The organism is Streptomyces sp. JK94 (assembly GCF_053613315.1).
Window position 1 is genome coordinate 1 of record NZ_JBSICH010000004.1, and the last position, 14,359, is coordinate 14,359.

At 73.3% G+C, this 14,359-nt stretch carries 11 protein-coding genes; 6 read left to right on the top strand and 5 right to left on the bottom strand.

Annotated elements, in window-relative coordinates:
• The 3 genes from ACVV2G_RS03785 to glgB all read left to right on the top strand — a co-directional run.
• Positions 1–547 (top strand): alpha-glucosidase C-terminal domain-containing protein (locus ACVV2G_RS03785; protein WP_453841128.1); only part of this gene is annotated, 547 nt, incomplete at its 5' end.
• A 99-nt stretch (positions 548–646) separates the two neighbouring features.
• A complete protein-coding gene (locus ACVV2G_RS03790) occupies positions 647–2,047 on the top strand; it encodes a maltokinase N-terminal cap-like domain-containing protein (protein WP_453841129.1) in 1,401 nt (466 codons plus the stop codon).
• 53 nt (positions 2,048–2,100) lie between these two features.
• The gene (glgB, locus tag ACVV2G_RS03795) at positions 2,101–4,665 is read left to right on the top strand and encodes a 1,4-alpha-glucan branching enzyme (protein ID WP_453841130.1); all 2,565 of its coding nucleotides are present in this window, start codon (positions 2,101–2,103) and stop codon (positions 4,663–4,665) included.
• 4 nt (positions 4,666–4,669) lie between these two features.
• Here glgB and ACVV2G_RS03800 read toward each other — a convergent pair whose 3' ends face one another.
• The 4 genes from ACVV2G_RS03800 to ACVV2G_RS03815 form a co-directional block, all read right to left on the bottom strand.
• Complete coding sequence (locus tag ACVV2G_RS03800; RefSeq protein WP_453841233.1) at positions 4,670–6,934, bottom strand: HelD family protein; 2,265 nt, start codon at positions 6,932–6,934, stop codon at positions 4,670–4,672.
• 118 nt (positions 6,935–7,052) lie between these two features.
• Entirely contained in the window at positions 7,053–7,367 is a 315-nt protein-coding gene (locus ACVV2G_RS03805; protein ID WP_453841234.1) for a thioredoxin family protein, read from the bottom strand.
• Positions 7,368–7,378: 11 nt separating this feature from the next.
• Positions 7,379–7,777: a MerR family transcriptional regulator gene (locus ACVV2G_RS03810; RefSeq protein ID WP_453841131.1), complete on the bottom strand. Its 399-nt coding sequence runs from the start codon at positions 7,775–7,777 to the stop codon at positions 7,379–7,381.
• Positions 7,778–7,915: 138 nt separating this feature from the next.
• Positions 7,916–9,340 carry a cation:dicarboxylate symporter family transporter gene (locus ACVV2G_RS03815; protein WP_453841132.1) on the bottom strand — a complete coding sequence of 475 codons (1,425 nt, stop codon included), beginning with the start codon at positions 9,338–9,340 and terminating at the stop codon, positions 7,916–7,918.
• A gap of 154 nt (positions 9,341–9,494) precedes the next feature.
• On the opposite strand from ACVV2G_RS03815, the gene ACVV2G_RS03820 reads away from it, so the two are divergent.
• The 3 genes from ACVV2G_RS03820 to ACVV2G_RS03830 all read left to right on the top strand — a co-directional run bounded on the left by ACVV2G_RS03820 (position 9,495) and on the right by ACVV2G_RS03830 (position 13,116).
• On the top strand, positions 9,495–11,318 hold the full coding sequence (locus ACVV2G_RS03820) for a sensor histidine kinase (protein WP_453841133.1): 1,824 nt from the start codon (positions 9,495–9,497) through the stop codon (positions 11,316–11,318).
• A gap of 175 nt (positions 11,319–11,493) precedes the next feature.
• Positions 11,494–12,192, top strand: a complete 699-nt coding sequence (locus ACVV2G_RS03825) for a response regulator (RefSeq protein ID WP_453841134.1) — start codon at positions 11,494–11,496, stop codon at positions 12,190–12,192.
• A gap of 210 nt (positions 12,193–12,402) precedes the next feature.
• Complete coding sequence (locus ACVV2G_RS03830) at positions 12,403–13,116, top strand: helix-turn-helix domain-containing protein (protein WP_453841135.1); 714 nt, start codon at positions 12,403–12,405, stop codon at positions 13,114–13,116.
• A 13-nt stretch (positions 13,117–13,129) separates the two neighbouring features.
• Here the strand turns inward: ACVV2G_RS03830 and ACVV2G_RS03835 are convergent, their stop codons facing one another.
• A complete protein-coding gene (locus ACVV2G_RS03835) occupies positions 13,130–14,155 on the bottom strand; it encodes an ATP-dependent 6-phosphofructokinase (RefSeq protein ID WP_356604686.1) in 1,026 nt (341 codons plus the stop codon).
• Positions 14,156–14,359: the final 204 nt, after the last annotated feature.

Genomic DNA, 14,359 nt, shown 5'->3' on the forward strand with positions numbered 1-14,359 from the left:
CCTGCCCGGCTCGCCGATCCTCTACTACGGCGACGAGATCGGCATGGGCGACAACATCTGGCTCGGCGACCGCGACGCCGTCCGCACGCCGATGCAGTGGACCCCCGACCGCAACGCCGGCTTCTCGTCGTCCGACCCGGGCCGGCTGTTCCTGCCCACGATCATGGACCCGGTCCACGGCTACCAGGTGACGAACGTCGAGGCGTCCATGGCCTCGCCCTCGTCCCTGCTGCACTGGACCCGGCGCATGATCGAGATCCGCAAGCAGAACGTGGCCTTCGGCCTCGGCACCTACACCGAGCTGCCGTCCTCCAACCCCGCGGTCCTGGCCTTCCTGCGGGAGCACGAGGACGACCTGGTGCTGTGCGTCCACAACTTCTCCCGGTTCGCGCAGCCCACGGAGCTGGACCTGAGCGCCTTCGAGGGGCGCCATCCGGTCGAGCTGTTCGGCGGGGTCCGCTTCCCGGCGGTCGGCGAGCTGCCGTACCTGCTGACCCTCGGGGGCCACGGCTTCTACTGGTTCCGGCTCCGCAAGGACGCCGTATAGGCCGCACGGCCCCGAACCCCGGGGCGGGGCGGTTTCTGCCGCCCCGCCCGGGGCACGCATCAGTAACACCCCGTCGACCCGGGGAAAGGACGCGACGCCATGTCGGAAGCCGTCATACGCACCGTCACGAGCACGAGCCCGCCGGGCCTCCTTGCGTCACTCGATCCACTCCTGCGGGACTGGCTGCCACGGCAGCGCTGGTTCGCGGGCAAGGGGCGCCCGGTCACCGGGTTCTCGCTGGTCGCCGCCACCGAGCTGCTCCCCGCCGACTCCCGCCTCGGCCTCCACCACGTGCTGGTGCGCGCCCACCAGCAGCTCGTACCGGGTGCCGGCGCGCCCGAGGAGCCCGGCGACTGCTACCAGCTCCTGATAGGCGCGCGCGAGGCGCTGCCGCCCCGGCTGGCGCCCGCGCTCATCGGACACGTCACCGGGGGCCCGCTGGCCGGCCGCACCGTCTACGACGCCCTGCACGACACCAGGCCCGCCGAGGTGCTCCTGGAGGCGCTGCGCACCCAGGCCCGCGTCGGCGGGCTTCGTTTCGAGCGGGACCGGGACCAGGAGATCCGCACGGGGCTGGTCCCCCGCCTGATGACCGCCGAGCAGTCGAACTCGTCGGTCGTCTATGGAGATACGTTCATTCTCAAGCTGCTCCGCCGGATCGTGCCCGGCGTCAACCCCGACCTGGAGCTGCCGCTGGCGCTGGCCCGCACGGGCTGCCCCCGGGTGCCGGCGCCGGCCGGCTGGATGGTGGCCGACCTGGGCGGCCGGCCCTGGGTGCTGGGGGTGCTCCAGCCCTTCGTGCAGGGCGCGGCCGACGGCTGGGAGCTGGCCCTGCGCGAGCTGGCCAAGGGCGAGGACTTCACCGCCGAGGCGCGGGCGCTCGGACGGGCCACCGCCGAGGTGCACACCGCGCTGGCCCGCGCGCTGCCGACCGTCACCCTGGGTCACGGCCAGATGCGGCAGCTCGCCGACGGCATGACCGCACGGCTGGAGGAGGCCGCCCGGGCGGTGCCCCTGCTGCGGCCGTACGCCCCCGCGCTGCGCACCGCCTTCAGCGCACTGGGCGACCTGGCCGACGAGGGCCGCACCTGGACCGCGCAGCGCGTCCACGGCGACCTGCACCTCGGGCAGTGCCTGCGCTCGCCCTCCGGCCGGTGGTCACTGATCGACTTCGAGGGGGAACCCGCGAAACCCCTGGCGGAGCGGCGGATGCCGCAGCCGCCCGTGCGCGACGTCGCCGGGATGCTGCGCTCCTTCGACTACGCCGCGCACGCGGCCGACGCCCCCGTGCCGGGCTGGGCCGAGAGCTGCCGGGCCGCCTACTGCACCGGGTACGCGGAGGTCGGCGGCGTCGATCCGCGCACCGACCCGGTGATGCTGCGCGCCCACGAGACGGACAAGGCGGTCTACGAGGTGCTGTACGAGGCCCAGCACCGCCCCGACTGGCTGGCGGTGCCGATGGCCGCGGTCCGGCGCCTGTCCACGCCCGACCCGGCATGACACCGCCCCCCGCTCGTCCTTCCTGATCCCACTTCGCCCAGGAGGCCCCGCCCGTGACCCCCCGCCCCTCGTCCAGCGGCCCCGAGTCCAGCGGTCCCGACCCGAAGAAGACGGCCGAGGAGAAGAGCGCCGCGCGACAGCCGGCGCCGCCGCAGAAGGCGGCGGCCGAGAAGGCGGCCGAGAAGCAGGCGACCACGAAGAAGGCCGCCGCGAAACAGGCCACCGGGAAGAAGGCCGTCGCGGGGAGGACGTCGGCGGAGAAGAAGGGGGCGGCCAAGAAGGGGGCGGCGGCGAGGAAGGCGCCGGCCGCGCAGCAGACCGCGGCCGGGAAGAAGGCCGTCGCGAAGAAGGGGCCGGCCGGGAGCACGGCCGCCCGCGACACCGCGCGGACGGCGGCCGTGCCCGAGCCGGCCGACTCCCCCTCCTCGCCCTCCTCGCCCTCCCCGGACGCCGTCGACCGGGAGCGGCTGCTCGCCGGCACGCACCACGACCCGCATGCCGTGCTCGGCGCCCACCGGGTGCCCGGCGGAGTCGTCTTCCGGGCGCTGCGGCCCGGCGCACGGGCGGTGACCGTCCTGTCCGGAGAGCTGCGGACCGGGCTGCACGACGACGGGGACGGGTTCTTCTCGGGCCTCGTGCCGCTCGGCGAGGTCCCGGCCTACCGGCTGCTCGTGACGTACGAGGAGACGGTCCAGGAGGTCGAGGACCCGTACCGCTTCCTGCCCACCCTGGGCGACCTGGACCTGCACCTGATCGGCGAGGGGCGGCACGAGCAGCTGTGGCAGGCGCTCGGCGCGCATCCCACGACCCGCGAGGGCGTCGCGGGCACCCGCTTCGCGGTGTGGGCGCCCAACGCGCGCGGGGTCCGGGTGGCCGGCGGTTTCAACTTCTGGGACGGCACCGGTCACCCGATGCGCTCGCTGGGCGGCACCGGCGTGTGGGAGCTGTTCCTGCCGGGCGTGGGCGCGGGTGAGCTGTACAAGTTCGAGATCACCCGGCCCGACGGCTCGCGCACGTTCCGCGCGGATCCGCTGGCCCGCCGCACCGAGGTCCCGCCGGCCACCTCCTCCGTCGTGCACACCTCGGACTACACCTGGGGCGACGACGCGTGGCTGGCCCGCCGCGCGGAGGCCCCCGCGCACGAGGCGCCGATGTCGGTGTACGAGGTGCACCTGGCCTCCTGGCGGCCCGGCCTCACCTACCGACAGCTCGCGGAGCAGCTGCCGGCGTACGTCGCGGACCTGGGCTTCACCCACGTCGAGCTGATGCCGGTCGCCGAGCACCCCTTCGGGGGCTCCTGGGGCTACCAGGTCACCGGCTTCTACGCGCCCACGGCCCGGCTCGGCGAGCCCGACGACTTCAGATACCTGGTCGACCGGCTCCACCAGGCCGGCATCGGCGTCCTGATGGACTGGGTGCCCGCGCACTTCCCGCGCGACGACTGGGCGCTGGCCGAGTTCGACGGACGTCCGCTGTACGAGCACTCCGACCCGCTGCGGGCCGCGCACCCCGACTGGGGGACGCTGGAGTTCGACTTCGGGCGGCGCGAGGTGCGCAACTTCCTGGTCGCCAACGCCGTGTACTGGTGCGAGGAGTTCCACATCGACGGGCTGCGGGTCGACGCCGTCGCCTCGATGCTCTACCTGGACTACTCGCGCGAGCCGGGCCAGTGGACGCCGAACGAGCACGGCGGGCGGGAGAACCTGGACGCGGTGGCGTTCCTCCAGGAGATGAACGCGACGGTGTACCGCCGGGTGCCCGGAGTGGTGACCGTCGCGGAGGAGTCGACGGCCTGGGACGGGGTCACGCGGGCCACGCACCACGAGGGGCCGAGCGGTTTCGGCGGGCTCGGGTTCGGGCTGAAGTGGAACATGGGCTGGATGCACGACTCGCTCGCCTACATGAGCCACGAGCCCGTGCACCGCAAGTACCACCACGGGGAGATGACCTTCTCCATGGTGTACGCGTACAGCGAGAACTACGTGCTGCCGATCTCCCACGACGAGGTGGTGCACGGCAAGAAGTCGCTGGTGTCGAAGATGCCGGGCGACTGGTGGCAGCAGCGCGCGAGCGAGCGGGCGTACCTGGGCTTCATGTGGGCCCACCCCGGCAAGCAGTTGCTCTTCATGGGCCAGGAGTTCGCACAGGGCGCGGAGTGGTCCGAGGCGCGCGGCCCCGACTGGTGGCTGCTCGACCCGCAGTACGGGGCGGCGGCGGACCACCGGGGGGTGCTGGACCTGGTCCGCGACCTGAACACGGTCTACCGGGCCACGCCCGCGCTGTGGCAGCGCGACACCCACCCCTCTGGGTTCGCGTGGGTGGTCGGGGACGCCGCCGAGGACAACGTCCTCGCCTTCCTGCGGCTGGGCGCCGACGGCACCCCGCTGCTCGCGGTGTCGAACTTCGCGCCGGTGGTCCGCCCCGACTACCGCCTCGGCGTCCCCGACGACGTCCCCGCCTGGCACGAGGTGCTCAACACCGACGCCGCGCGGTACGGCGGTAGCGACGTCGGCCATCCCGACCCGGTCAAGCCGGAGCCGCAGGGGTGGCACGGCCGGCCGGCGAGCATCCGGCTGACCCTGCCGCCCCTGGCGACGGTGTGGCTGCGTCCGGCCTAGCCGCTCACGCGTCCGCCAGGCCCTCGGGCAGCGGCTCGGTGTGCAGCACGCCGAGCCGCTGGGTGGCCCGGGTGAGGGCCACGTACAGGTCGCTGGTGCCGTAGCGGCCCGGCTCGACGACCAGGACGGAGTCGAACTCCAGGCCCTTGGACTGCCGCGGGTCGAGGAGGACGACGCTCCGTGTGAGGTCCGGCTCGGCGCCCGCCGTCACGCCCTCCAGCCGGGACGCGAGCGCCCGGTGCAGCTCGCGCGGGGCGATCACGGCGAGGCGCCCCTCGTCCGGGGACAGCTCCCGCGCGGCCTCGGCGACGGCGGCCGGGAGGTCGCCGGTGGCGCGGATCCAGGGCCGTACGCCGGTGGAGCGCACCGAACGCGGCGGCGCGAACGCGGGGTCGCCGGCCCGGACGACGGCCGCCGCCACGTCCATGATCTCGGACGGGGTGCGGTAGTTGACGCCCAGGCGGGTGTGCTCCCAGCGGTCCTCGACGTACGGTGCGAGGATCTTCGACCAGGAGCCGACACCGGCCGCCTCCGCGGTCTGCGCCGGGTCGCCCACCAGGGTCATCGAGCGGGTCGGGCAGCGGCGCATCAGCAGCCGCCAGGCCATCGGGGACAGCTCCTGCGCCTCGTCGACGATGATGTGCCCGAAGGCCCAGGTGCGGTCGGCCGCGGCGCGTTCGGCGGCGCTGCGGTGGTCGTCCTCCTCCTGGCGTTCGGCGAACCGCTCGGCGTCGATGATGTCGTGCGCCGACAGCACCTCCGCCTCCTCCTCGTCCCTGTCCTCGAACTCGTGGGTCCGGGACGCGTACGACACGTCCAGCACGCCCTGCGCGTAGGCGATCTGCTCCTCCCGCTCACGCTCGGCGCGGGTACGGGCGACCCGGTCGTCCACGCCGAGCAGTTCGGCCGCCTCGTCGAGCAGGGGCACGTCGGCGACGGTCCAGCGCCGGGTGACCGGGCGGCGGACGGCGGCGGCGTCCTCGGCGGACAGGAAACCCTCGGGAGCGGCGAGGAAGTCGGCGACGAGGCGCTGCGGGGTGAGCCGCGGCCAGAGCTGGTCGACGGCCGACCAGACCTCGGGGTTCTCGGCGAGTTCGTCGCGGATCTGGGTGATGTCGCTGGGGTCGAGGAGGTTGGAGCCGTCGTAGGGGTCGGTGCCGATGCGTTCGGCGACCATGTCGGTGAGGGTGTTGAGGATGTGGCCCTCGAAGTGCTCGCGGGCCGCGTTGTGCGGCAGCCCCGCGGCGCGGGTGCGCTCGCGGGCGACGTTGACCAGGTCGTCGTCGAGCATGAGGATCTCGCGGTCGTGCTCGATCGCGATCACCGGGTCGGGCAGCGCCTGCCGGTCGCGGACCACCTCGGCGAGCACGTCCGCCATGTCGCCGCGGCCCTTCACCGCCGCCGCCTGTGGCGGGTCCGTGTCCGTGGCCTTCACGCCGGGGAACAGCTCGCCGACGGTGGCGAGGAGCACGCCGGTCTCGCCCAGGGAGGGCAGCACCTCGCCGATGTACCCGAGGAAGGCGGGGTTGGGGCCGACGATGAGGACGGCGCGCTTGGCGAGCAGTGCGCGGTGCTCGTAGAGCAGGTAGGCGGCGCGGTGCAGCGCGACGGCGGTCTTGCCGGTGCCGGGGCCGCCCTCGACGACCAGGACGCCGCGGTGCGGGGCGCGGATGATGCGGTCCTGGTCGGCCTGGATGGTCTGCACGATGTCGCCCATGCGGCCGGTGCGCGCGGAGTTCAGCGCGGCGAGCAGCACGGCGTCGCCCGACGGGTCCTCGTGGCCGGTGCGCGTCTCGTCGCCGAGGTCGAGGATCTCGTCGTGCAGGGCGGTGACCCGGCGGCCCTCGCTCGCGATGTGCCGGCGGCGGCGCAGGCCCATCGGGGTGTGGCCGGTGGCCAGGTAGAAGGGGCGGGCGACGTCGGCCCGCCAGTCGATGAGGACCGGGGTGCGTTCGGCGTCGTCGGCCCGCAGCCCTATGCGGCCGATGTGGTGGCCGGCCCCGGAGGTGAGGTCGATCCGGCCGAAGCAGAGGGAGCCGTCCACCGCGTTGAGCGCGGCGAGCAGCCCCGAGCGCTCGGCGACCAGGATGTCCCGCTCCAGCCGGGCCTGCATGGGGGTGTCGCCCTGCGCGAGCGCGTCCGTCACCGAGACCTCGGTGTCGCCGCGCAGCGCGTCCACGCGTGCGTAGAGTCCGTCGATGAATTGCTGCTCCTGTCGCAATTCATCGTCCGGAAATTCGGTGTTTGACAATTCCACTCCCGCCCGGATACACTGTGGTCACTGAACTTCTTCGCGACCTCATTGCCCTGAAGTCACGAATCAGCGAATATACGCAAAGAAATCCCCCGGGCGCAATTGCCCGGGGGATTTCGCGTGGGAGCGCGGCTCAGATCACGTCGGACAGCTCCTCCAGCAGCCGCCGCTTGGGCCGGGAGCCCACCATCGACTTCACCGGCTCACCGTCGCGGAAGACCATGAAGGTCGGCATCGACAGCACCTTGTACGCGTTCGTGGTCGCCGGGTTCCGGTCGACGTTCAGCTGCACCACCCGGAGCCGGCCCTGCTCCTCCGCGGCCACGGCGCCGAGCACCGGGGCCATCTGCCGGCACGGCGGGCACCAGTCCGCGGTGAACTCCACCAGCACCGGCAGCTCGCTGCCCAGCACCTGCGCGGCGAATTCCGCGTCCGACACCTCGGGCACCCCGTTGTTCGTCATGCGTGTCCTCCCAGTTCGCATTTCGGCTCCGGGCCCCCCGGAACCGCCGCCTCGGCCCGCGCCAGCTGCGCACCGACCTGCGCCCGCACCGACGAGAGCTGCTCGATCAGCGCGTCCAGCTCCGCCAGCTTGCGCCGGTAGACCACGAGGGAGGCCGGGCAGGAGTCACCCTCGGGATGCCCGGCGCGCAGGCACTCCACGAAGGGACGGGTCTCCTCCAGGTCGAACCCGAAGTCCTGGAGCGTCCTGATCTGCCGCAGCAGCCTCAGGTCGTCCTCGTCGTACGTCCGGTAGCCGTTGCCGGCCCGCCGCGCGGGCAGCAGGCCCCGCGACTCGTAGTACCGCAGCGTCCGCGTCGTGGTCCCGGCCCGTGCGGCCAGCTCGCCGATTCGCATGCGGACGAACGTAAGCCCTGACGCGGACGTCAAGGCAAGAAGCCCCGCGCGGGAACGCGCGGGGCCGGGGACCGGGCGGCTGAGCGACGGGGGGGAGCCCTCAGCCGCCCGGAGTGTGCGGGCGTCGCACGGGCCGTCTCAGGCCCGGGCCAGCTCCTTCTCGCCGCCGGGTCCGGGCAGGTCCGGTGCGGCGTCCGCGTCGTCGGCGGCGCCGACGGCGCCGACGGCGTCGTGGTCGTGGTCGTGGTCGTCCAGCAGCGTCTTCTCGTCGAACGGGGCCCGGCCGGCGAGCACCTCGTCCACCCGGTCCCGGTCGATCTCCTTGGTCCAGGTGCCGATCAGGACGGTGGCGATGGCGTTGCCCGCGAAGTTGGTGAGGGCGCGGGCCTCGCTCATGAAGCGGTCGATGCCGACGATCAGGCCGATGCCGTCCACCAGGGCGGGCTTGTGCGACTGGAGGCCGCCGGCCAGCGTGGCGAGGCCCGCCCCGGAGACACCGGCCGCGCCCTTCGAGGCGACCAGCAGGAAGAGCAGCAGCGGGATCTGCTCGCCGATCGACATCGGGGTGCCCATGGCGTCGGCGATGAACAGCGAGGCCATGGTCATGTAGATCATGGTGCCGTCGAGGTTGAACGAGTAGCCGGTCGGGACGGTGATGCCGACCACCGGCTTGCTGACGCCCAGGTGCTCCATCTTCGCGATGAGGCGCGGCAGCGCCGACTCCGAGGAGGAGGTGGACAGGATCAGCAGGAACTCACGGCCCAGGTACTTGAAGAGCGAGAAGACGTTGACGCCGGCGAGGAAGCGCAGCAGCGCGCCGAGCACCAGGAAGACGAAGAGGAAGCAGGTGACGTAGAAGCCGAGCATCAGCACGGCCAGGCTCTTGAGCGCGTCGACGCCGGCCGAGCCGGTGACGGCGGCGATGGCACCGAAGGCACCGACCGGCGCGGCCCACATGATCATGGCCAGGACGCGGAAGACCAGCCGCTGGATGTGCTCGATGCCGCGCAGGACGGGCTGCCCGGCCGACCCCATGGCCTGCAGGGCGAAGCCGCACAGCAGCGCGACCAGCAGGGTCTGGAGGACCTCGCCCGAGGTGAAGGCCGAGACGATCGTCGTCGGGATGATGCCCAGCAGGAACTCGGAGGTTCCCTTGGCCTCCGCGTCGACCTGCGCCTGGCCGGTCTCCTTGACCGCGTCGGTCACCGCGAGGCCCGTGCCCGGGTCCAGGATGTTGCCGACGAGCAGGCCTATGGCGAGGGCCACCAGCGACATCACCAGGAAGTAGCCGAGGGCGATGCCGCCGACGGCGCCGACCTTGGCGGCCTTGCGGACCGAACCGATGCCCAGCACGATCGTGCAGAAGATGATCGGCGAGATCATCATCTTGATCAGGCTCACGAAGCCGGTGCCCAGCGGCTTCAGCTCGGTCGCGAAGTCGGGGGCGGCGAGACCGACGGTGATCCCGAGGGCGACCGCGATGATCACCGCGATGTAGAGATAGTGCGTGCGGTCACGCCTGGCTTTGGGTGCGGCAGGTGCCGTAGCGGCTTCGCTGGTCACGGCGGCCCTCCTCTGACGACGTCGTCGGCATCACCGGCGTGCGGCTCACGTCCGGGGGTTTGTTTCGGGGACGCGGTGACTATCTCGCGGGCTGTGAGCGCGGTCACCCTTGCGTTCATTTAGTTCACCGATCGGCCGGAGGGAGACTGGCGGCATGCGCCTCCGCGTCCCCCGACCCCGCAGCCTGGCCGGTCAGCTCTTCGCCATGCAGGCCGTGCTGATAACGGTCGTCGTGGCCGGGTACGCGCTGTTCACCTACGTCGGCGACCGGCGGCAGGCCGAGGAGGCGGCCGGGCGGCAGGCCAGGTCGGTGGCGCTGGCGATCGCCGACTCGCCGTCCGTGCTGGACGCGATCCGCACCCCGGACCCGACGGCCCGGCTCCAGCCGTACGCGGTGCGGGTCATGCGGGACACGGACGTCGACTTCGTGACGATCATGAGTCCGGAGGGCATCCGCTGGACCCATCCCGACCCCGAGCAGATCGGCCGTCCCTTCCGCGGGCACATCGAGCGCGCGCAGCGGGGCGAGGCCTTCACCGAGACCTACACGGGCACGCTCGGACCGTCGGTGCGCGCGGTCGCCTCCGTCGAGGACGACGGCCGGGTCGTCGGCCTGGTCAGCGCCGGCATCAAGGTCGAGGAGATCAGCAAGCGGGCGCAGGAGCAGCTGACGGCCCTGCTCGCGGTCGCGGCCGGCGCGCTGCTGCTCGGCGCGGTCGGTACGTACGTGGTCAACGCCCGGCTGCGCCGGCACACGCACGGCATGAACGCGGACGAGCTGAGCCGGATGCACGACTACCATCAGGCGGCGCTGCACGCGGTGCGGGAGGGGCTGCTGATGCTGGACGGCCGGTACCGCGTCGCGCTGATCAACGACGGCGGACGGGAGCTGCTCGGTGTGGCCGGAGACGTGGTGGGCGCCCCCGTCGCGGATCTGGGGCTGCCGGCGCGGCTGACGGGTGCGCTGCTGGCGTCGGAGCCGCGGGTGGACGAGGTGCACCTGACGGCCCGGCGGGTGCTGGTGGTGAACACCTCGCCGGTCTCGGGCGGCGAGCACCGGGGCACGGTGGTGACCCTGCGCGACGTGACCGAGCTGCAGTCGCTGACGGGCGAGCTGAACTCGGAGCGCGGCTTCACGCAGGCGCTGCGCTCGCAGGCGCACGAGGCGGCCAACCGGCTGCACACCGTCGTCTCGCTGATCGAGCTGGGGCGTGCGGAGGAGGCCGTGGAGTTCGCGACGGCCGAACTGGAGCTGGCGCAGGCGCTGACCGACCAGGTGGTGGCCGCGGTGAGCGAGCCGGTGCTGGCCGCGCTGCTGCTGGGCAAGACGGCGCAGGCCAACGAGCGGGGAGTGGAGCTGGTGGTGTCGCGGGACAGCCGACTGGACGACGGACTGCTGCCGTCGTCCCTGCCCGCCCGGGATCTGGTGACGATCCTGGGCAACCTGGTCGACAACGCGGTGGACGCGGCCCAGGGCGGGGTGCCCTCGCGGGTCACGGTGGCGGCGTACACCGACGTGGTGGGCGGTGAGGGCTCGGAACTGGTGATGCGGGTGTCCGACACCGGCGCCGGGGTCGACCCCGCCCACGCCGACCTGGTCTTCGTGCGGGGCTTCTCGACCAAGCCGGCCGACGAGGGCGGGCGGGGCCTGGGGCTGGCGCTGGTGCGGCAGGCGGTCCAGCGGCACGGCGGCACCCTGACCGTGACGGAGGCCACGGGCGGCGGCGCCTGCTTCGAGGCCAGGCTGCCGCTGGACGGCACGGGGGCCGACGGCGTTCCGGCTCCGGGCGCCCCGGCCCCGGACACCCCGACTCCGGGCGCCCCGGCCCCGGACGCCCCGACCCCGGACACCTCGGCTCCGGACGCCCCGGCTGGGGACATCCCGACTCCGGGCGCCCGAACCCCGGACATCCCGGCTCCGGACGCCCCGGCTCCGGACACCCCGGCCGGCAGACCGGCGACCGGAGGCAGGCCGTGAACCCCGTCCCCGCTCACCTCGCAGACCCCGCCCACCTCCGCGTCGCTGCCCTCGTCCCCGTGCGCGTCGCAGCTCCCGCCCACCCCCGCGCCACAACCCCCTCCCCCCGCCGTCGGCCGCGCCTCGTCCCGGTGCCCGGGCTCCCGGCTCGCGGACCGGTCACCGGAGGCCGCGCGTGACCGCCCCGCAGCTCATCCGGGTCCTGGTCGTCGAGGACGACCCCGTCGCCGCCGACGCGCACGTGCTGTACGTCGGCCGGGTGCCGGGGTTCACGGCCGTCGGCAAGGCCCACTCGGGGGCCGGGGCGCGGCGCGTGCTGGAGCGTACGCCGGTGGACCTGCTCCTGCTCGACCTGCACCTGCCGGACGTGCACGGGCTGCAGCTGGCCCGTTCGCTGCGGGCGGCGGGGCACCACACCGACGTGATAGCGGTGACGTCGGCGCGGGACCTGGCGGTCGTGCGGGAGGGCGTGTCGCTGGGCGTCGTCCAGTACGTGCTGAAGCCGTTCACCTTCGCCACCCTGCGCGACCGTTTGGTGCGGTACGCCGAGTTCCGGAACGCCGCCGGGGAGGCGAGCGGCCAGGACGAGGTGGACCGGGCGCTGGCCACGCTGCGGGCTCCGGGGCCAGCCGCCCTGCCGAAGGGGCTCAGCGCGCCGACGCTGGAGCGCGTGACGGGCGCGCTGCGCGGGGCGGAGGAGGGCCTCACCGCCGCCGGGGTGGCCGAGGCCGTGGGCATCTCGCGGATCACCGCCCGGCGCTATCTGGAGCACCTGGTGGACGCGGGACGCGCGGGGCGCAGCCCGCTGTACGGGCAGGTGGGGCGGCCGGAGCTGGTGTACCGCTGGGTCCGTGGGGCCGAGCGGGGCCGGTGAGCACGAGTCCACGAGTCCTCCACCGCGCGCCTCGACCCGACCGGACCACGGCGGGTGCGGGGCGGCGGCAGGGGACGGGCGGGGCGGTCGAGGAGTGAGCGGGACGGCGTGCCCGAACTCCCGTACGGTGCCCGTAACGCCCCGTAGGTTCGTACAATCCGTATCGTCGGCCGAACAGCCCGTAGTCAAGCCCGCCCCGGCCCCCCTACGGTGTGGGCCGTGCGCCGACCCTCACCCCACCCGCACCCGTCGGGTCCCCCGTTCAACGCCCTCGCCGCCCGCCGGCTCCGCGCCGCCCTCGGCATGGGGCCCGAACACGTCGCCCACGGAATGCGGGTGTCGTACGGGCTGCCGTACGTCAGCACGGACCTCGTCATCGCCTGGGAGCGCGGGGTCGCCTCGCCCGCTGCCGCCGAGCTGACCGCGCTCGCGGGGGTGCTGTGGTGCTCGCCCGGTGATCTGATCGGCCGGCCCCGGACCCTCCGCGAGCACCGCATCGCCCGCGGCGCGGCGCCTCAGGACGTGGCGCGCGCGGTCGGTGTCGCGCTCCCCGCCTACCTGCGGATGGAGGAGACGGACGACTGGCGCGGCACCGACCGGCAGTCCGCCGCGCTGGCCGACGTGCTCGGTCTCGCGCTGCCCGACTTCGTGGCCGTCACGGGACGCGAGGGGAAACTCGCCGACCTGCTGTCGAGCGCCGTGTCCACCCGCTGGCAGGCCTACGTGCGCCCGGTCGCCAAGGTGGCGCCGCTGGACCGGCGCGTGCTGGAGAACGTCCTGCAGGTCCTGCACCAGGACTACCAGGGGCACATGGCCGCCACCCTCGGCTGGGGCGGCGGCCACGGTGACTCCAGCGCGGCGGGCCGCGACTTCCTCGACCGGATCGTGGAGAACTTCTGGGCGGCCGTGGAGAAGCATCCCTAGGCCGTCCCTGGGGCTAGAAGACCGACTCCGCCTCGTCCATCCGGTCCTTCGGCACCGTCTTCAGCTCGGTCACGGCCTCCGCCAGCGGCACCATGACGACGTCCGTGCCGCGCAGCGCGGTCATCCGGCCGAACTCCCCCTGGTGCGCGGCCTCCACCGCGTGCCAGCCGAAGCGGGTCGCGAGCACCCGGTCGTACGCGGTCGGCACCCCGCCGCGCTGGATGTGGCCGAGGATGACCGGCTTGGCCTCCTTGCCCAGCCTGCGCTCCAGCTCGTACGCCAGTGCCGTGCCGATGCCCTGGAAGCGCTCGTGGCCGAACTTGTCGATCGCGCCCTTGCCGTAGTCCATGGAGCCGTCGACCGGGTGGGCGCCCTCGGCGACGCACACGACGGCGAACTTCTTGCCGCGGGCGAACCGCTCCTCGACCATCTTCACCAGGTCGGCGGGGTCGAAGGGGCGCTCGGGCAGGCAGATGCCGTGGGCGCCGGCGGCCATGCCGGACTCCAGGGCGATCCAGCCGGCGTGCCGGCCCATCACCTCCACGACCATCACGCGCTGGTGGGACTCGGCGGTGGTCTTCAGGCGGTCCATCGCCTCCGTGGCCACCCCGACGGCGGTGTCGAAGCCGAAGGTGCGGTCCGTGGAGGAGATGTCGTTGTCGATGGTCTTCGGCACGCCGACCACCGGGAGACCGGCGTCGGACAGCATCCGGGCGGCCGTCAGGGTGCCCTCGCCGCCGATCGGGATCAGCGCGTCGATGCCGAAGCTCTGGATCATGTCGCCCGCGTTCTCGCAGGCCTCGCGGAGCCGGTCGCGCTCCAGGCGGGAGGAGCCGAGGATGGTGCCGCCGCGGGCCAGGATGCCGCTGACCGCGTTCAGGTCGAGTGCGCGGTAGCGGCCGTCCAGCAGTCCGGCGTAGCCGTCCTCGAAGCCGATGACCTCGTCGCCGTAGTTGTCGACCGCTCGGTGCACGACCGACCGGATCACTGCGTTCAGGCCGGGGCAGTCGCCGCCTGCGGTGAGAACTCCGATACGCATCGTGCTGTGTCTCCTGCTCGCTTTGGACACCGGTGAGCCGGTCCAATTGTTCCACGCCCGGCCCTCCGGCGGGCACGGTCGGGGGCAGCCGGACACTGAGGGGCGCCTTATCCATCGCCGGAGGTATTGTCAAGAGGGTCCGCTCACCCCGGTGGGCGAATTCTGTGCACGGGCCAGCCGCACCAGACGAAACGGAGAGCACGC